Here is a 17,954-nt window from a genome sequence, read left to right as displayed (position 1 = left end):
GAGATGTTCTGGTTTTTCTGACAGTCTTTATGGTGGGGAGGATTTTCCGGGCTGATACAGATAACTGATAATACGAAAAGAGGCTAACCAATAATGGTCAGCCTCGTTTTATTTTATTGAATCGTGCAGTTAAATAGTAATCTTAACCGGTCTGATCATATGTTTAGGGTCAAGTATTTTGTCAAGTTGCTCTTTGGTAAGGATTCCTTTATCAAGTACAAGTTTGTAAACGCTTCCGCCTGTCTCAAGGGCCTCCTGGGCAATCTCGGTACACTTTGAGTAACCGATGAATGGTTTAAGAGCAGTAACGATACCTATTGAGTGTTCAACCATTTCGCGGCAGTGTTCAGGATTTGCCTCAATTCCATCAACGCATTCAACTCTTAGTGTATCCATTCCTCTGCGCATCCAGTCGGCTGACTCAATAAGGCTCTGTACAAGTACAGGCTCCATCACATTGAGTTCAAGCTGCGCAGCCTCAGATGCCATTGTAATTGCAAGGTCGTTTCCGATGACTTTAAAGCAAACCTGATTCATAACCTCTGGGATTACAGGATTAACTTTACCCGGCATAATTGATGATCCCGGTTGTTTTGGAGGAAGTTTTATCTCGGCAATACCTGTTCTCGGTCCAGATGAGAGGATACGAAGATCGTTACAAATTTTTGAAACTCTGATTGCAAGAGATTTAAGTGCCGATGAGTATGCCACAAAACAAGATGTGTCGTGGGTAGCCTCAACAAGATTGTATGCAAGCTTCAGATCAAATCCTGTGATTTTTCTGATATGGTAGATACACGCCTCGGCATAACCGGGCTCAGCAGTTATACCTGTGCCTATTGCAGTGGCACCCATGTTTATATAGAGCAGTTCGCGCGCGGCCTTGTCCAGTCTGCGTCTTTCGTGCTTCATGGCTGAAGCGAAGGCACCAAAGCTCTGACCAAGTGTCATTGGAACGGCATCCTGAAGCTGTGTCCTGCCCATCTTAATGATATTGGCGAACTCACGCTCTTTTACTTCAAATGATTCAATCAGTTTGTCAAGAGCCTCTATTACTTCAAAGTGAGTAATGTACATACCAATGTGCATTGCACTCGGGTAGGCGTCATTTGTGCTCTGAGCCATATTAACATGGTCGTTAGGGCTGCAGAACTGATACTCTCCGCGCTCTTTTCCCATTATCTCCAGGGCTCTGTTGGCAATTACCTCATTTGCATTCATATTCACAGATGTACCTGCTCCGCCCTGTACCATATCTATTGGGAACTGGTCCAGATGTTTGCCATCCATCAGCTCCTGACAAGCATCTACAATTGCATTTTTAACATCCTCCTGAATAAGTCCCAGTTCATGATTAGCCATGACTGCACCCATCTTTACAATACCCAAAGCCTTGATAAAGTGTGGGAATTGTGAAAGAGTCTGTCTGCTTATATCAAAATTCTCAATACATCTGAGTGTTTGAACTCCGTATAATGCCTCTGCAGGAACCTGTTTGTCACCCAGTAAATCGTGTTCCAATCTGGTTTTTGCGCCCGATTTGATACTGTTTTTGCTCATAATCGCACTAATTTTTATAGTTTTTAAAATGTGGCGCAAAGGTAATAAATTATAATTTATTACGCCATAAAAAGTAAAAATCTGTAATTAAAATGGAGTGTTATGCAAAAAACTTGTTGACTTTTGCAAGAGCAGTTGGAAGTGCAAAAACTACAACTCTGTCGTATGGTTTAATCTCTGTATCCCCTAATGCAATGAAGCTGCTGGTGCCTCTGATAATTCCCCCAATTATCGCATCTTTGGGGAATCCTAGGTTCCTGAGTTTATCCTGGGTAATCTTACTGTTTGGATTAACTATGAATTCAAGAATTTCTGCATCTGATCCGTTAAGACATTTGATGGACTGTACTTTGTTTGACAGGGTAAAACGGAAAATACGGCTCGCTGTTATGAGTTTTTTATTAATAACAGCATCAACTCCCATCCCTTCTGCGAGTTTTATATAGTCAATATTCTCTACTTCTGCGATTGTTTTGGCGACCCCCATCTTTTTAGCCATAACGCAAGATAGAATATTTGTTTCTGAGCTGCTTGTGACTGCTACAAATGCATCAAAATCATTGACATCCTCTTCAATAAGAAGGTCGGTATTCCTTGCATCTCCGTTAATTACAAGGGTTTTTGTCAGGCTCTCATTAAGAACATCGCATCTCTCTCTTCTTCTTTCTATAAGCTTAATATAATCAACTGTTGGTTCAAGTTTTTTGGCTACCATCTCGCCAATTCTTCCGCCGCCAACAATCATAAGCCTTTTTACATCAATATTGTTTTTTCCGGAGTAGGTCATCACCTCCTGTGCCCCGCTTCTTCTGGAGATAACAAATACCAGATCTCTCTCCTTGAATTTAGTGGAGCCCCTTGGTATGATGGTATGTCCATCACGGGCAATTGCAACAGCCCTGTAAAGAGGTTCAATCCCGGGAGTTGAATAGTCAGAAAGGGTTTTGTTGATTAATGGGGCACCATCATCCAGACGGAAAACAATAAGCTGTAGCTTGCCCCCGGAGAAGTCCATAAACTCAGAGGTGCCTGTCTGTTTAAGAAGATCAATAATTTCGTGAGATGCAATCTTCTCAGGATAGAACAACAGATCAATCCCCATCTCTGTAAAGAGGAGTTTGTTCTCGTTCTTCAGATATTCATCGTTGTTGATTCTTGCAGTAACCTTGCCGGCTCCCATTTTTTTGGCCAGCATAGCGCTGATAATGTTTACATCCTGCTCTTGTGCGGGACTTACAGCAATAAAAAGATCAGATCTCCTTACAGCTGCCTTTTCAAGTGTGGCAATTGAAGTAGGAGAACCGTATATGGGTATAATATCTGCAATCTCACCAACATGAGCAAGACGAGCCTCGTCGTTGTCAATAACGGTTAGTTCGTGATCTTCGTTTCCGAGCATCTTTGCGAGATGCGTACCCACATCACCCGCACCGGCGATGATAATCTTCATAAAGTATTAATTAATACTCCTCTTCGTTGAAAAAGAAGTCTTCCTTGCTTGGATAATCCGGCCAAATGTCCTCAATGCTATCGTAGATCTCTCCATCATCCTCCAGATCTTCGAGATTTTCAATAACCTCTAAGGGGGCTCCGGATCTGGTTGCGTAATCAATCAACTCCTCCTTGGTGGCCGGCCATGGAGCATCTTCGAGCTTGGAAGCAAGTTCAAGTGTCCAATACATAGTGTTAAAATGTTAAATATTAAGTACTTAAGATTCTCTTGCGAAAATTGTGTGCGAAGATAATCAATATATTTTAATTATAACACTATTGATACCAAAAATCATCTCCAATACCATTTTTAAAAGCTATATACCTTCCGTATACAAACAAGTAATCAGATAATCTGTTAAGGTATTTAACCACTTGCTCTATCCTTGGCTCCTCCATCAGAGATATACAAGACCTCTCAGCCCTGCGGCAAACTGTTCTTGCAATATGACACTGAGCTGCTGCACGGGGGCCTGCAGGAAGAATAAAGGCTATCTGTTCCGGAAGCTCTGCCACCATTAAATCTATTTGACTCTCAAGAAACTCAATCTCTTTAGTGTCAAATTCTTTCAGCCTTTTAGCTCCGTGGTCGTCAGCTGCCAAATGGGCTGCTACATGCATTAGATTTGCCTGAACTCTTCTCAGGTTCTCATACAGAGGTTCTCCTGATGCATCAGCTCTTATCAGAGCTATGTGAGATATTAGTTCATCTACATTTCCATAGGCGTTAACCTTTGGATCATCCTTTCTTACTCTGGCCCCTCCAACAAGTGAGGTTGTCCCTTTGTCACCTGTTTTTGTATATATGTTCATCTCTTTCATCAGGAATATTTTACCGGATTATGATTTATTTCGTCAGACTCAATCTTACCATCCCTTAGTCTTATTATACGGTGTGCGTGTCTGGCTATATCCTCCTCGTGTGTAACAACAATAATAGTATTCCCTTTGTTGTGGATTTTTGCAAAGAGTTTCATAATGTCCACAGATGTTTTTGTATCAAGATTACCTGTAGGTTCGTCTGCAAGTATCATTGAAGGGTTATTTACAAGCGCTCTTGCAACAGCTACCCTTTGTCTCTGTCCACCGGAGAGCTCGTTTGGTTTGTGGTGCATTCTGTCTGTAAGGTCAACACTCTCCAGGGCCTCTTCTGCTCGCCGTTCTCTCTCTGTTCTGGTGTCACCTGAATAGATCAAAGGGAGGGCAACATTTTCCAGAGCAGAGTACCTTGGCAGGAGATTAAAGGATTGGAAGATAAAACCAATCTCTTTGTTTCTTACCTCTGCCAGCTGGGAGTCTGCCATTGAGGAGACATCTGTGCCATTGAGGATATATTGGCCTGATGAGGGGCTGTCGAGACAACCAAGTATGTTCATCATTGTAGACTTGCCGGAACCGGAGGGTCCCATAATTGCCACATATTCATTTCTTCCTATGTGAAGATCTACTCCGTCAAGTGCTCTTACCTCCTGGTTTCCCACTTTGTAGATTTTTTTGATATCCTTGATGTTAATGACCTCGTTGCTCATCTTTTATCTGTTTATGTGGAACAAAACTACTAAATAAAGAGTTTATCTCTGTAAATAATTTTTGAATCTGTCAGGGAGAGCCGTTTGAAAAGTTCATAGACAGCCTTTTCTCCCTCAATTCCAATCTCAAGAGTGTTTTCGTTTACAAAAAGTCCGATATGTTTGCGCTGAACCTCAATATCCATCTCCTGAGCGTTGCATGATACATACTCCCCTGAAAGACCCGGATTTTTTATTGCAAATAGTATGCTCCTTTTCAGAACTCTTCCTACTTTCCGGGCGATCTCCCTCTCAATCCTGTCAGATACTGCTATCCCCCCCAGCGGCACCGGTAAGGCCGATATATTATGCCAGTTTTCGCCTAAATCCATTATTAGGTGAAGTCCTCTCTCCCTGTAAGTAAAACGCCCTTCATGTATAAGAACACCGGCATCAAAATTTCCGGATATAACCTCATCTGCAATCTCAGAAAAGAGAACAGGAGTTGTCTCTCTCACCTCTGGGAAAGCTATTTTCAGAAGTAGAGCTCCTGTTGTCATATCTCCGGGAATTGCAATCTTACACTCTGAGAGAGCACTCTTTAACTCAGACCCGGATAATGCAGAGAGTTTGCTCCCCTCCGGAGTAACCAAAAGTGGTCCGTTATGGTATCCAAGTGCGCTTCCGCTTCTGAGCATTTTATATTTGTCCGCCATTTTAAAAAAGGCGTGATAACTCATTTTGCAGACATCAAAAGCATCTTTGGCGGCACCCTGATTAAGTTGTTCAACATCTCCAAGAGTGACTTCGAATTCAAGTCCTTCACAATCCACCAAACCATGCACCATGGCGTGAAATGCAAAAGTGTCATTGGGACAGGGTGAGTAAGCCAGCTTTATACTCATTTTGCAATTGCCTCCATAAGACTCCTTACGGCATCTCTCAGAGATGAGAGTGCCAGCGGAATATTCCATTTCCCTCTGTCTCTCTCTCCAACCTCATTTGATACAGACCTTAACTCAGCAAAAGGGATCCTCTCCAGCAGACACACATAAAAAAATGCGGCTCCCTCCATACTCTCAATCTGAGGTTTGAAATCGTGCTGGAGCTGCACTTTTTTTTCCGGCAGTCCGCTGACTGTTTGTACTGTAACAGCGGCAGCACTTCCGTATTGTTTTAATACACTTTCGGCCTCAGCAGAGAGAGTTGGCGCAATCAGAGCTCCCCCTTTGTAGGGATATGTATCGGCATCGAGTATTTTGTAATCAAAAAGAGTCTGAAAACCCGAATATGTTTCAAATCCCAGGTCTCCAAAAAACTCCTTTTCAACTCTGGCGACACTCCCTATTGGGTATTCGTCACTAAAAGAGCCCGCTATCCCGATGTTCAAAGCCAGAGCAAAGGGGGGATTACTCTCAGTAAGCATTTTTGTAAGTCTGTAGCTTGTTGAGGTTGTGCCTATCCCTGTAAGCATATATGTGATATCCAGCGCGTTTTGCTCGCTTTTTGAGAGAGAGTTGAAGGCTTGTCTTGCTGTAATAAGCTCCTCCTCTTCGGCAGCTGTAATGAGTATTCTCATGTGTGGTTGGTGATTTTTTTGTAATATTGCACGAAATTAGAGAATTATTATGGCATATACAAAGATAGAGCAGTATGATGAGGAGGTAACTCAAGAGCTGGCAGCACTCTATAAAGGAGTACTTGCTAAAATTGGTGAGGACCCTGACAGGGAGGGGCTTGAGAAGACCCCCGTTAGGGTTGCCAGGTCTATTCAGTTTCTGACACAGGGATATGAGATGGATCCTGCAGCTATTCTTAATTCGGCAAAATTCAAGGAGGAGTATCAGCAGATTGTAATAGTTAAGGATATTGAGATGTACTCACTGTGCGAACACCATATGTTGCCTTTTTACGGTAAGGCTCATGTAGCTTACATTCCAAATGGATATATAACCGGACTTAGTAAACTCGCAAGGGTCGTTGATGCATTTGCAAGACGATTACAGGTTCAGGAGAGGCTTACTGTTCAGATAAGGGATTGTATTCAGCAAACACTGAATCCGCTGGGAGTTGCAGTTGTAATAGAGGCATCCCACATGTGTATGCAGATAAGAGGTGTCCAGAAACAGAACTCTGTAACAACAACTTCTGCCTTTACAGGTGCCTTTTTAAAAGATATAAGAACAAGAGAGGAGTTTATGCACCTGATTGGGGTAAAACTACATTAGAGAGTGAAAAGCTGAAGAGAAGACCTCCCCCCGGGAGGTTTTCTGCTTTTATCTCCCCATTATGCATTTTAACAGCATTCTTAACTATAGAGAGACCAAGCCCGGAGCCACCGCTTCTTCTGCTTCTCCCTTTTTCAACCCGGTAAAACCTTTCGAATATCTTTTCGATTTGATGGTCAGGAACTCCCTTTCCGTTGTCACTATACCTGAAAAATGCATCTTTCCCGGCTATTTGTGAACACTCTATTATAATGGATACATTTTCCCCGGCATGCTCAAGCGAATTGTCCGTTAAATTTTTAAACAGAGAGTAGATTAGCATATAACTACCTTTAATCTGAAGCTCTTCCGGAATTGTAATCTCCATCTTAATTCCTCTCTCATCAAGTTTAAAGGAGAGATCACTCTTTATCTCTTCAACACATCGTTTTATATTCACAATCTCTGTGTGAAAGGCCCTGGGTGACTCCTCCATTTTATTGAGGATAGAGATATCATTAATTATTGATGCCAGTCTCAGTGTCTGAGCGTAAGCTCTCTCAAGAAAGAATCGCCTCTGGTCAGGATCCATATTCTCCTGATTGATCATTGTTTCAAGATAGCCTCTGATACCTGTTACAGGAGTTTTTAACTCGTGTGCAACATTATGAGTGAGCTCCTGTTTATATTTTTTATTCTCCTCCATTTGGGTGAAGGCCTTCATTATCTTTTCACCTACATCTCCAAGATCATCATTGGGAAAAATAATCTCTTTACTTTCAAGCTCACCATTCTGAATTGCCTCCATAAACTCCTTGAGTGCAGCAACCGGTTTGTTGATTCTTCTTGCCATGAAAATTATTGCTGCCACTGAAATAAGCAGCACAATTATAATTATGGCCATATATCTGTTCTCCCTGATAACGAAAGGAAGGACAGACTCATTATACTCAAGGGCAGTTCTTATATAGATGTCCGGATATTTTGTGGCATGGTAGAGATACTGAGCCTTTAGTGTATTTGAGTATCTAACAGCAGAGCCGCTCCCGTGAGAGGTTGCATCAATAAGCTCCGGCCTGTCAAGATGGCTCTTTGTAATATTCTCGTATTCAGAGAAGTTATCATAAAGTACCCATGAATCTTCTGAAAGAATAGTTACTCTTATTTTTTGTGGAATGGCTGACTCAATTTCAGCCATTGATTCAGAAATACCTTTTCCGGAGGCTAAACTTTTTGATAAATGAGAGTGGATAAACCTCTGATAAGGAACCATCTCATTTTTTAACAGTTCAATTTTGAAAACCCTCTCCCTGTGGGTGTAGATTAGTGCAAATGCAAGAGTTACAGAAAGAAGCAGCAATGTGAAATATGCAACTACTCTATATCTGTATGCAAGTTTATTCTTCATTTAAATATTACAATTCAAAACAATAACCATATCCGGATCTGTTTACTATTGCGGATCCCATCTCTCCCAGTTTTTTCCTTAGTCTCGCTATATGAACATCAACAGTTCTGTCAAGGACATAAGATTCATTGTTCCATACGGCATCAAGAATATCCCCCCTTGAGAATATCTTACCTGGATTAAGGGCTAATCTGGAGAGAATTTCAAACTCCTTTTTAGTAAGTTTAACTACTTTTCCTGAGATCTCCACACCTTTTGTCTGCAGATTAATTACCATATCACCTCTGTGTATAATCTCAGTTTTTTCAACAGATGTATCTGCAAAAGAAGATGAAGGAGTTGTCTCTCCCTTTTTTTCCTTGCTTCTTAACAGTACAGCGTGCACTCTTGCCAATACTTCTTTAACAGAGAATGGTTTAGGGATATAGTCATCTGCACCTGCACCAAATCCCTTTAGTTTATCCTCTACGCTATCCCTGGCCGTGATAAAAATGATTGGGACATCATTTTTGTACTCATTCCTTATAAGTTCCGCCAACTTAATTCCGGAGATTCCTCCCATCATAATATCAAGAAGGAGGAGGTCGTATCCTGTTTTGAGCAGAGCGAATGCATCCTCTGCAGAATAAGCAACATCGGTTAAATAACCGGCAGATGTAAGATTATACCTGAGAATCTCGCAAAGATCCTCTTCATCATCAACTACAAGGATTCTCTTTTTTTCCATAATGCAAATGTAAATGATTGTTTCAAATTTATTAAGATACCTGCCATTTTGTAATAATATCTTAATTTTTTTGTCGCTTTCGCTTAACACTATAAGGATACTTTTGCCATCGATTTTAAATAATTTACGGTGAGAAAAAACATCTTTAAACTTACAATTTTTGTTGCAGCACTTTTGATGACAACAATAACAACTGCTCAGAATGCAGCTGTTCTTTCAGGAGTAATTCTTGATAAAAAAAGCGGAGAACCTGTGATAGGGGCAACAATATTTATTGAATCCCTTAAGAAGGGAGCATCAACTGATTTAGAAGGTAAATATTCAATTGAGGGAATTCCTTCCGGGACTTACAGTGCAAGGATTGACTGTATCTCATATTTGAGTGTAATTATTGAAGAGATAAAGATCTCTTCAGGAATTAATAATTTGGATGTAATGCTTGAGGAGAATGCTACACTTCTGCAGGAGGCTGTTGTTACATCGGCAAAAAGGATGAATTCTGATATTGCAATTGTCCAGGCAACAAGAAGTGCCGGTGTTGTAATGAGTGGGATATCCGGCAGACAGATATCTAAATCTCAGGACAGGAGTGCAGCAGAGGTTGTAAAGAGGATTCCCGGAGTCTCAATTCTGAATGACCGGTATATTATTGTCAGGGGATTGTCAGGCCGATACAATAATGTATGGATTAACAACTCGGCAGTGCCAAGCACAGATGCCGATACTCGCTCTTTCTCCTTTGACCTGCTTCCCAGTTCTCAGCTGGAGAGTATCATGATTGTTAAATCTCCATCTGCAGAGATTCCCTCTGATTTTTCCGGGGGATTTGTAAAGATTCTTACCAAGAGTATGCCTGATGTCAACGACTTATCAATCTCTTATGGTATGAATTTTAATACTGCAACACAGTTTAACGACCATCTCTTCAATGGATCTGCACCAACGAAGAGACCCCTTTTTGGAGAGAGTATGGATAATAACGATCCAGAACAAGTTACTCATATCACTAAAAATGGGTTTAAAAATAATTGGAGAGTAAAGAGCCATCAGCCCTTTCCAGATCAGAGACTTAATCTGATGATGAACAGAAACTGGGCTTTTGGCAGTGATCTTTCATTGGGAATGGTTGCAGCTGTAAACTACTCTCACGGATATCAGACATATGAAGATATGCTTAATGCCAGATTTGGAGTTTATAACTCTGTAAGTGATAAATCTGAGTACATATATAATTATGTAGACAATCAATACAGTATAGATGATAAGCTTGGTGTGATGCTTAATCTTACACTGCTTGACAAAGAGACAAAGATTGAGTTCAGAAACATCTTAAACAGATTGGACAAGACGAGATACACAACCAGGGAGGGGTGGCAAAATATAAGTGCAATGTATATTCAGGAGAAGCAGGAGTACTTTAACTCATCCAGAACAACATATACAGGACAGTTTTTGGGCTCAGGAAAGTTGGGAAGGGGAGAATATGACTGGAATGTAAGTTATTCATTTGCCGGTATGGAACAGCCGGACAGAAGAATCATTAACCGTGAGGAGAATAATATTTACGGAGATGAGTTCTTTGGCCATATGGCAATTGATCAGAATGAGATTACCAGAGATTTCTCAGAACTTGACGAACATATTTTTGCAGGAGCAGCAAACTACACTATTCCGGTTTTCAGATCGCTACCATCACCGGCAGAGCTTAAAACCGGGATCTACGCAGAATATAAGACCCGGAATTATTCAAACAGGCAGTTCTTTTACAGATTTAACAACTATGGCCTTCCAAGTGATTTTGTATACAGAGATGTGGTTGAGAAGATACTTCAGGATGAGAATTACTCCTATGATAAACTTTATATTTTTGAAGATACAGATAACAGAAACAGCTATATAGGAAGCAACGGGATAGGTGCTGCTTACCTCTCGTTTAAACTACCTGCGGGCAGGTTTAATTTTCTTGCCGGTCTAAGGTATGAAAAGGGTTTAATGAAGCTTACTCTCTATGATAAGATTTACGAATTTAGTACTTATGATAAGAAATATAATCATGGAGATCTTTTCCCTTCTCTTAATATTTCCTATAATATTGACAGAAAAAACCTTGTGCGAGTTGCTTACGGGTCATCAGTTAACAGACAGGAGTTCAGAGAGGTATCTCCATCAGTCTATTATGATTTTAATCTGTTTTCTGATGTTAAGGGTAATCCTGATCTAAAACAGGCAAAGATTCACAATGCTGATATCAGGTTTGAGCACTACCCCTCAGACGATGAGTATATAACACTGGCATTATTCTATAAATATTTCAAAAACCCGATAGAGTGGACATATCTTGATGCCGGGGGCTCGTACACTTACACCTTTGAAAATGCACTCTCTGCAAAAAATTATGGTGTAGAGATAGATGTAAAAAAGAGGCTTGATTTTATTGGTCTCAAGAACTTTGTCTTTGGAATTAATGCTGCTCTCATATCAAGTATAGTAGATTTTGACCAGGAGTACTCACTTGAAAAGGACAGGGCTATGCAGGGTCAGTCGCCATATATAGTAAACTCAACACTCTACTACGACAATTCAAATATTGGTTTAAGCCTGGGTCTGCTCTACAACAGAATAGGAAGGAGGATTGTAGGTATTGGAAGAGTAGATACCGGATCAGGTGCAAGCATAAATAATGATGTGCCGGATACATATGAGTTACCAAGAGATGTTGTTGACCTTGTTGCAACAAAAAGCATTGGGAGAAATATTGAGGTAAAATTAAGTCTGAGAGATCTGCTTAATCAACCTGTGATCTTTGAACAATATCCAAGATACATTGATGGCAACGGTGTGATTCAGAACAGAAGACAGGTTGCAAAAAGCTTTAATCCGGGAGCAGGAATATTCCTTGGAGTACTATGTAAATTCTAACATTTAAATAATTATAATTTAAAGAGAGATGAAAACAAAAAATCTAATTTTATCAGCATTTGCGCTTATTGTTACGGCTACAGCCTGTGACAAAGATCCGGTAGTTCCTCCGGTTGTAAAACCGGAAGAGGAGCAGATTATCTTTAGTGGAAACCAGATTGGCAGCGGAATTCAGGAATTTGAAATCACAAAGAGCAACACCATCAAAAAGGGAACATATCTTCTTAAGGGATGGGTATATGTTACTTCCGGTGCAACACTTACGATTGAACCAGGGACTATTATTAAGGGAGATAAGGATACAAAAGCAGCACTTATTATTGAGAGGGGAGCCAAGATAATTGCTCAGGGGACAAAAGATCTTCCTATAGTCTTCACCTCAGCTCAGCCTGCTGGTTCAAGAAAGCCGGGGGATTGGGGTGGTTTGATAGTTTGTGGAAAAGCATCCAATAATAAAAATGAGATGATTATTGAAGGTGGTCCAAGATCAAAGCATGGAGGGAGTGATGATGCAGATAATTCAGGGGTATTGTCTTATGTAAGGATTGAGTTTGCGGGATATCCATTTAAAGCAGACCAGGAAATTAATGGTTTGACACTTGGTTCAGTTGGAAGCGGTACAAAGATTGACCATATTCAAGTCTCATACTCAAACGATGATTCGTTTGAGTGGTTTGGAGGTACAGTCAATGCAAAATATCTCATCTCCTATCATGGATGGGACGATGACTTTGATACCGATTCAGGTTTTAGAGGAAATGTTCAGTTTGGCCTTATTGTGAGAAATCCAAAAATTGCAGATAAATCTATATCCAATGGATTTGAATCGGATAATAACAGTGACGCGCCTAATCAACTACCAATAACAAGACCGGTATTCTCAAACATTACCTTAATTGGTGCAACAGGCCAGGATCCACAGTTTTTAAACACTACAGCATATATTGACGGAGGGGTTTATAATCCCAATAACGGATCCAAGCTTGGACAACATCAGGCCGGTATACAAATAAGAAGGGGCTCGAATCTTCATATCTACAATTCAGTAATATCCGGATTTCCTGTTGGGCTTATGATATGTAATGACAAGGGATCCCAGACACAGAGTGCAGCATCGGACGGAAGAATCGGCTTTAAAAATAATATCATAGCACAGGCCGGTATTTTGGGCAGCGATAAAGATGCATCTTTTAAAGATTCTCTGTCAACAAATTCATCGACATTTGACAAGAGTGCAGCCGAATCATTCTCTTCTTCCTTCTTTAAACTTGCGGCAAATAAAAATCAGATATTCTCATCGCAGAGTCAGCTTGGACTTAAACAGCCAGTCTCTATATCGGGTAATCCAAACTGGGGCCCGGTGGCAGGCTCTCCTTTAACAGGAAAATCAGGACTTTTCAGTGAGACTCTTCTTGCATCAACATTTTTTGACAAAGTAGATTTTATTGGAGCCTTCAGAAGTGATAGTCAGGCAGATAACTGGATTGCAGGATGGGCCAATTTTAATCCTCAGCAGACCAGTTATTAGTAATTATAAAAAGGGTTAGCTCCTCTTAGAGAGGCCAAGTTCTGATGCCTTATCCTCCATCAGAGCTTTGGCCTCATCTATATTATTGCCGATTTTGCCATCAAGAATGGCATTTTTTATAAACTCCTTAATAATTCCAATCTCTTTGCCAGGGGATATTCCGTATATCTCCATTATCAATTCACCCGTTACAGGATTCTGGAAATTTCTGACAGCATCCTTCTCTTCAACCTCAACAAGTTTTCTTCTGACCATCTCAAAATTGGATCGGTGCTTCTTTACAATCCTGTCATTTTTAGATGTAATATCGGCCTCGCAAAGTGTCATAAGATCTTCAATATCATCACCGGCGTCAAAAAGGAGCCTTCTTACAGCAGAATCTGTGACCTCCTCCTGAACAAGAGCTATTGGCCTTAAATGTAACTGAACCATCTTTTGAACATACTTCATCTTTTCGTTAAGAGGTAGCTTTAGCTGCTTGAATATTCCCGGAATCATCTTCCCTCCCAGAAAATCGTGACCATGAAAAGTCCATCCTACACCTGGCTCATAATTTTTGGTGGCCGGCTTTGCTATATCGTGGAGAAGAGCGCTCCACCGAAGCCATAAGTCATCGCTCTTTTCAGAGAGATTATCCAGAACTTGTAATGTGTGGGAAAAGTTCTCCTTATGACCATTGCCCTCGACAGACTCTGCCCCCTTTAACTTGACAACTTGAGGCAGTATGAGTTCAAGCAGCCCTGTCTGGTCAAGCAGGTAAAAGCCTACGGATGGTTTTGGCGAAAGGAGTATTTTATTCAGCTCCTCTGCTATCCTCTCTTTAGAAAGAATGCTTATTCTATCTCTGTTCCTTTTAATAGAAGAGAGAGACTCCTCTACTATATGAAATGATAATTGTGATGCGAATCTGATTGCACGAATCATTCTCAGGGGGTCATCCGAGTATGTCTGATCAGGATCAAGGGGGGTTCTTATTAATCCATTTTGAAGATCTTTTACTCCCGTGAAGGGGTCAATTAAATTCCCGAAGTCCTCTTTTTGTAGGCTAAATGCCAGTGCATTGATAGTAAAATCACGCCTTTTCTGATCCTCCTCCAGGGTGCCATCTTCAACAATCGGTTTTCTTGAATCAGCTCTGTATGACTCCTTTCTTGCACCAACAAACTCAACTTCTTTACTACCGCTTCTAAGCATAGCAGTGCCAAAACTCTTAAATATTGTTACATTCACATTCAGCCGTTTTGCAACTTTTTCTGCTAGTTCAATCCCACTTCCCTCAACCACAATATCGATATCTTTACTATCCCTTCCCAGTAGTGAATCCCTTACAAAACCACCAATAACAAAGGCTCTCACTCCACTCAGCGCGGCCTCCTCACTTACCGTTTTAAATATTTTATTCTTAAGAAAGTTCATTGTAACAGGGGATCTCCGTTTTATATTCATATTTGCCGGAAGCTTCATTCAAAGAAGCAAAATATGTCTCCGGGCCGTTAGTAAGCAGTATGTGCTTTACTCCCAAAGATGAATTGTAGGTCAGAATCTGATCAAAAACATCCTTGCCAATCTTTACTGAGGGAGCTTTACACTCTGCCAGCAGTAAAGGGGTTCCGTCTCTTCCGTGTATTACAAGGTCACCCCTGTATTTATTACCATTAAGAGAGATAGAAAACTCACAACTCATAAGTGATACCGGGTATCCTTTATGCTCTGATAACATCCGGATTAACTGCTGTCTTACATCCTCTTCCGGAGTAAGAACTACTCTCTTTTTTCTTACCGGATCAAAAAATGTTGCTCTCATTATCAGGTTGCTGCTTACCGGGACAAAGATATAAAATTTGCCCATTATACCCTTTTTGACTATTTTTATCAATTCATACATCCATATGGCAAAATCATCAGCACAATCTGTTTCAGATAGTTTCAGCAAGATATTGTCTGAAATAAAAGCGGGAAAGTTCAGATATTTCTATGTTCTCTCAGGGGATGAACCCTATTATGGAGATATCATATCAAAGGAGATAATGGACAGAGCACTTACTCCGGAAGAACAGGGATTTAATCAGCTTCTTCTTTACGGGAATGATACAGATTCCAGGCAGGTCGCAGAGGCTGCCAGAAGATACCCAATGATGGCACAAAGACAACTTGTTGTAGTACGCGAGGCTCAGCTACTTAAAAATCTTGACCCTATTGAGATGTATATCCAGCAGCCGCTTCCCTCAACTATTCTTGTGCTGCTGTTTACCGGCAAGCAACTTGATAAGAGAACCCGGTTTTATAAAAGCGCAACCTCTTCCAGAGATGGTTATCTGCTGGAGTCTGTTCAGCTGAGAGATTATGAGGTGCCCGGCTGGATAGTTAACTACCTGGCAGGGAGAAATCTGACAATAGAGAGCAGAGCTGCAGCCATGCTTGCAGAGTACAGCGGAGCTGAACTTAGAAAACTTACAGTACAACTGGACAAAATTTTGCTCAATGTTGGAGAAGGTGTTACCAATATTACTTCTGAAGATGTAGAAAGAGATGTTGGTATAAGCAGAGATTACAATGTGTTTGAACTTAACGGAGCCATATCTGTAAAGAACAGAGAGAAGGCATTTAAAATCGTCAAACACTTTGCGCTTAACGAAAAACAATACCCTCTTGTTATGATATTGGCAGGCCTATTCAGCCATTTCTCAAGATTGCTCAAATACCACTCTATTGCATTGACCGGAAACGGAAGAGTAAGTGAATTTGAGGCTATGAAAATTGGGATATACAAATTCGCTCTCAGAGAGTTTGAGACAGCCGCACAAAATTATCCGTTAAAAAGATGTATGTCAATAATGGCAATTATCAGGAGGTATGATCAAATGGGCAAAAGCAACGAAAGGGGGGAGGCTTCTGACGGTGAACTTCTTCAGGAGATGGTTGCCAGAATCCTTGTTTAATCGCAAACTTCTCTCTTAACCCTTGAAGATACAGATGTAAAGATTTCATAGGTAATTGTATCCAGAGAGTTTGCCAGAGAAATGGCAGATGGGTTCTCTCCAAATATAGTTACTATATCGCCTACTTTTACATTACATCCGGTTACATCCATCATAAACATATCCATACATATATTTCCAATAGTAGGGGCCATATGTCCATTTATACTGAATGATATGTTTCCTCTTCCAAGGTGTCTGTTTATCCCGTCTGCATATCCCAGAGGTATTGTGGCTATCTCTCTCTCCTGATCACCTATCCGGCCATATCTGCCATAACCAACGCTCCTATTGTGAATTTTGCTTACATTGATTACCGGAGCCTTTAGTTCTGCTGCCGGCATAAGGTAGCTGCTTCCATCCACATAAGAGGAGCCATAAAGACCGATTCCCAGTCTGACCATATCAAACTGGTATTGAGGATACCTTAGTATACCGGAGGAATTAAGGATATGTTTAATTGGTTTGTATCCGATTCCTTCTGAAATCAATTTGTAAGCTGATGAGAACTCGTCAATCTGATTAAAGGTAAATGTATCATGGATTATATACTCGGCAGAAGAGAGGTGTGAGAATACAGATTTAACAGAAATTGTGTTTGTCCCTTTAAGGAAATCTGTAAGCAAAGGAATTTGCAAAGAGGTGAATCCAACCCTGCTCATCCCGGTATCTATCTTTATATGAACAGGATAGTTGGTTTTTCCTGACTTTTTAACTGCCTCAACAAACTCAGAAGCCGTTTCAAATGAGGCTAAGCTAGGTTCAAGGCCATGCTCTATTATCTCTTCAAAACCACCTGTTCCGGGTGTTAGGATTATAATTGGTAACTTAATTCCTGCTTTTTTAAGTTTTATACCCTCACAAGGGAAGGCTACGCCCAAATAATCGGCTCCAAATTCCTCGACAAGCCGTGCAATTTCAACATCGCCGTGTCCGTAAGCATTTGCTTTGACAAGGATTAGTAATTTAGTTGATTCTGAGAGTTTTGAATGATAGTAGTTGTAGTTGTGAAGCAGGTTTGTTCTGCTAATTCTGAGGGTAGAATGATGCATTGGAAAAAAATTTCAGTTGCAAAGTTATAAAATGTTTAAAAAAAAGTTTCAATTATCAAAAAACTTTCTACATTTGCGGCCGAATTAACAAACAAACCTAAAACATTTTATAAAATGAAAGTAAAATCATTTTTCGCAATTGCTGCCCTTAGCGTAGCTCTTGTTTCTTGTGGAACCAAAGAGGCTCCTGTATCAGAACAACTAGTTGGTCAGTGGACCGGAATGGATGCAATAACTGTTACAGTTCTTGATTCAACCGGAACTCCAATGACTCAGACTATGGAAGCTCCAATTGAGCTTGAATACCTTGCAGACAGCACATTCACAGCTGTTGTTATGGTAAATGACAGCACAAATGTTGCTCTAGGTGCAGTTGCTACTGTAGCTGATGCTCTTGTAAACTTTACCGGAAGCATGACTTGCGCTCAAACTCTTGAGGTATCTGGTACATTGACTCTTCAAGGAAAAGACACTCTTGTTCTTAACTACACAGGTGTTAACACTGAAGCTGGCATTACTCACGAAGGTAAAGCTCTTGTAGTTCGCAAAGTTGTTGAGGCTGCTCCTGTTCAGTAA

Annotated in this window: 17 protein-coding genes; 5 read left to right on the top strand and 12 right to left on the bottom strand. The window is 40.6% G+C overall.

What is annotated here, in order from left to right; all coding sequences use genetic code 11:
* Positions 1 to 129: 129 nt before the first annotated feature.
* From U5907_04565 to mqnB, 7 genes are all read right to left on the bottom strand, one after another.
* A complete protein-coding gene (locus tag U5907_04565; protein ID WRQ33921.1) occupies positions 130 to 1,560 on the bottom strand; it encodes an aspartate ammonia-lyase in 1,431 nt (476 codons plus the stop codon).
* A 100-nt stretch (positions 1,561 to 1,660) separates the two neighbouring features.
* On the bottom strand, positions 1,661 to 3,010 hold the full coding sequence (gene trkA / locus U5907_04560; protein ID WRQ33920.1) for a Trk system potassium transporter TrkA: 1,350 nt from the start codon (positions 3,008 to 3,010) through the stop codon (positions 1,661 to 1,663).
* A 10-nt stretch (positions 3,011 to 3,020) separates the two neighbouring features.
* Entirely contained in the window at positions 3,021 to 3,242 is a 222-nt protein-coding gene (locus tag U5907_04555; GenBank protein ID WRQ33919.1) for a DUF2795 domain-containing protein, read from the bottom strand.
* Positions 3,243 to 3,327: 85 nt separating this feature from the next.
* Positions 3,328 to 3,873 (bottom strand): cob(I)yrinic acid a,c-diamide adenosyltransferase, encoded by a 546-nt coding sequence (locus tag U5907_04550; protein WRQ33918.1) that lies wholly within the window; start codon positions 3,871 to 3,873, stop codon positions 3,328 to 3,330.
* Positions 3,873 to 4,580: an ABC transporter ATP-binding protein gene (locus U5907_04545; protein ID WRQ33917.1), complete on the bottom strand. Its 708-nt coding sequence runs from the start codon at positions 4,578 to 4,580 to the stop codon at positions 3,873 to 3,875. Before U5907_04545 ends, U5907_04550 begins: the two co-directional genes overlap by 1 nt.
* Before the next feature lie 29 nt (positions 4,581 to 4,609).
* Entirely contained in the window at positions 4,610 to 5,533 is a 924-nt protein-coding gene (locus U5907_04540; GenBank protein WRQ33916.1) for a 1,4-dihydroxy-6-naphthoate synthase, read from the bottom strand.
* Positions 5,461 to 6,138: a futalosine hydrolase gene (gene mqnB, locus U5907_04535; GenBank protein ID WRQ33915.1), complete on the bottom strand. Its 678-nt coding sequence runs from the start codon at positions 6,136 to 6,138 to the stop codon at positions 5,461 to 5,463. Before mqnB ends, U5907_04540 begins: the two co-directional genes overlap by 73 nt.
* A gap of 49 nt (positions 6,139 to 6,187) precedes the next feature.
* Between mqnB and folE the strand changes: the two genes are divergently transcribed.
* Positions 6,188 to 6,787, top strand: a complete 600-nt coding sequence (gene folE, locus U5907_04530) for a GTP cyclohydrolase I FolE (GenBank protein ID WRQ33914.1) — start codon at positions 6,188 to 6,190, stop codon at positions 6,785 to 6,787.
* On the opposite strand, the gene U5907_04525 is transcribed toward folE, so the two are convergent.
* Positions 6,756 to 8,174 (bottom strand): HAMP domain-containing sensor histidine kinase, encoded by a 1,419-nt coding sequence (locus U5907_04525; GenBank protein ID WRQ33913.1) that lies wholly within the window; start codon positions 8,172 to 8,174, stop codon positions 6,756 to 6,758. The two genes, folE and U5907_04525, sit on opposite strands and share 32 nt — an antisense overlap.
* A gap of 7 nt (positions 8,175 to 8,181) precedes the next feature.
* Positions 8,182 to 8,901: a response regulator transcription factor gene (locus U5907_04520; GenBank protein WRQ33912.1), complete on the bottom strand. Its 720-nt coding sequence runs from the start codon at positions 8,899 to 8,901 to the stop codon at positions 8,182 to 8,184.
* Between the two features lie 129 nt (positions 8,902 to 9,030).
* On the opposite strand from U5907_04520, the gene U5907_04515 reads away from it, so the two are divergent.
* Positions 9,031 to 11,820: an outer membrane beta-barrel protein gene (locus tag U5907_04515; GenBank protein WRQ33911.1), complete on the top strand. Its 2,790-nt coding sequence runs from the start codon at positions 9,031 to 9,033 to the stop codon at positions 11,818 to 11,820.
* 28 nt (positions 11,821 to 11,848) lie between these two features.
* Positions 11,849 to 13,348, top strand: coding sequence for a hypothetical protein (locus U5907_04510; GenBank protein WRQ33910.1), 1,500 nt, complete (start codon positions 11,849 to 11,851; stop codon positions 13,346 to 13,348).
* A 15-nt stretch (positions 13,349 to 13,363) separates the two neighbouring features.
* Here the strand turns inward: U5907_04510 and U5907_04505 are convergent, their stop codons facing one another.
* Both U5907_04505 and U5907_04500 read right to left on the bottom strand, forming a co-directional pair.
* Positions 13,364 to 14,764 carry an HD domain-containing protein gene (locus U5907_04505; protein ID WRQ34080.1) on the bottom strand — a complete coding sequence of 467 codons (1,401 nt, stop codon included), beginning with the start codon at positions 14,762 to 14,764 and terminating at the stop codon, positions 13,364 to 13,366.
* Complete coding sequence (locus U5907_04500) at positions 14,751 to 15,197, bottom strand: type I restriction enzyme HsdR N-terminal domain-containing protein (protein ID WRQ33909.1); 447 nt, start codon at positions 15,195 to 15,197, stop codon at positions 14,751 to 14,753. Before U5907_04500 ends, U5907_04505 begins: the two co-directional genes overlap by 14 nt.
* A gap of 40 nt (positions 15,198 to 15,237) precedes the next feature.
* Here U5907_04500 and holA point away from each other — a divergent pair, with 40 nt between their 5' ends.
* Positions 15,238 to 16,287: a DNA polymerase III subunit delta gene (holA, locus tag U5907_04495; protein ID WRQ33908.1), complete on the top strand. Its 1,050-nt coding sequence runs from the start codon at positions 15,238 to 15,240 to the stop codon at positions 16,285 to 16,287.
* On the opposite strand, the gene alr is transcribed toward holA, so the two are convergent.
* Positions 16,284 to 17,378 carry an alanine racemase gene (gene alr, locus U5907_04490; protein ID WRQ33907.1) on the bottom strand — a complete coding sequence of 365 codons (1,095 nt, stop codon included), beginning with the start codon at positions 17,376 to 17,378 and terminating at the stop codon, positions 16,284 to 16,286. The two genes, holA and alr, sit on opposite strands and share 4 nt — an antisense overlap.
* 114 nt (positions 17,379 to 17,492) lie before the next feature.
* Between alr and U5907_04485 the strand changes: the two genes are divergently transcribed.
* A complete protein-coding gene (locus U5907_04485) occupies positions 17,493 to 17,954 on the top strand; it encodes a hypothetical protein (protein WRQ33906.1) in 462 nt (153 codons plus the stop codon).

The sequence above is a fragment of the Bacteroidales bacterium MB20-C3-3 genome, assembly GCA_035609245.1.
In the GTDB taxonomy this organism is placed as follows: Bacteria; Bacteroidota; Bacteroidia; order Bacteroidales; family UBA932; genus Bact-08.
Note: the sequence above shows the minus strand (reverse complement) of the source record. Positions and strands in the feature narration are given on the sequence as shown.

Bases quoted from the DNA above. Each gene is read 5' to 3' on its own strand.
- U5907_04565 (WRQ33921.1), bottom strand. From the start codon at position 1,560: ATGAGCAAAAACAGTATCAAATCGGGCGCAAAAACCAGATTGGAACAC.
- trkA (WRQ33920.1), bottom strand. From the start codon at position 3,010: ATGAAGATTATCATCGCCGGTGCGGGTGATGTGGGTACGCATCTCGCA.
- U5907_04555 (WRQ33919.1), bottom strand. From the start codon at position 3,242: ATGTATTGGACACTTGAACTTGCTTCCAAGCTCGAAGATGCTCCATGG.
- U5907_04550 (WRQ33918.1), bottom strand. From the start codon at position 3,873: ATGAAAGAGATGAACATATATACAAAAACAGGTGACAAAGGGACAACC.
- U5907_04545 (WRQ33917.1), bottom strand. From the start codon at position 4,580: ATGAGCAACGAGGTCATTAACATCAAGGATATCAAAAAAATCTACAAA.
- U5907_04540 (WRQ33916.1), bottom strand. From the start codon at position 5,533: ATGGAATATTCCGCTGGCACTCTCATCTCTGAGAGATGCCGTAAGGAG.
- mqnB (WRQ33915.1), bottom strand. From the start codon at position 6,138: ATGAGAATACTCATTACAGCTGCCGAAGAGGAGGAGCTTATTACAGCA.
- folE (WRQ33914.1), top strand. From the start codon at position 6,188: ATGGCATATACAAAGATAGAGCAGTATGATGAGGAGGTAACTCAAGAG.
- U5907_04525 (WRQ33913.1), bottom strand. From the start codon at position 8,174: ATGAAGAATAAACTTGCATACAGATATAGAGTAGTTGCATATTTCACA.
- U5907_04520 (WRQ33912.1), bottom strand. From the start codon at position 8,901: ATGGAAAAAAAGAGAATCCTTGTAGTTGATGATGAAGAGGATCTTTGC.
- U5907_04510 (WRQ33910.1), top strand. From the start codon at position 11,849: ATGAAAACAAAAAATCTAATTTTATCAGCATTTGCGCTTATTGTTACG.
- U5907_04505 (WRQ34080.1), bottom strand. From the start codon at position 14,764: ATGAACTTTCTTAAGAATAAAATATTTAAAACGGTAAGTGAGGAGGCC.
- U5907_04500 (WRQ33909.1), bottom strand. From the start codon at position 15,197: ATGGGCAAATTTTATATCTTTGTCCCGGTAAGCAGCAACCTGATAATG.
- holA (WRQ33908.1), top strand. From the start codon at position 15,238: ATGGCAAAATCATCAGCACAATCTGTTTCAGATAGTTTCAGCAAGATA.
- alr (WRQ33907.1), bottom strand. From the start codon at position 17,378: ATGCATCATTCTACCCTCAGAATTAGCAGAACAAACCTGCTTCACAAC.
- U5907_04485 (WRQ33906.1), top strand. From the start codon at position 17,493: ATGAAAGTAAAATCATTTTTCGCAATTGCTGCCCTTAGCGTAGCTCTT.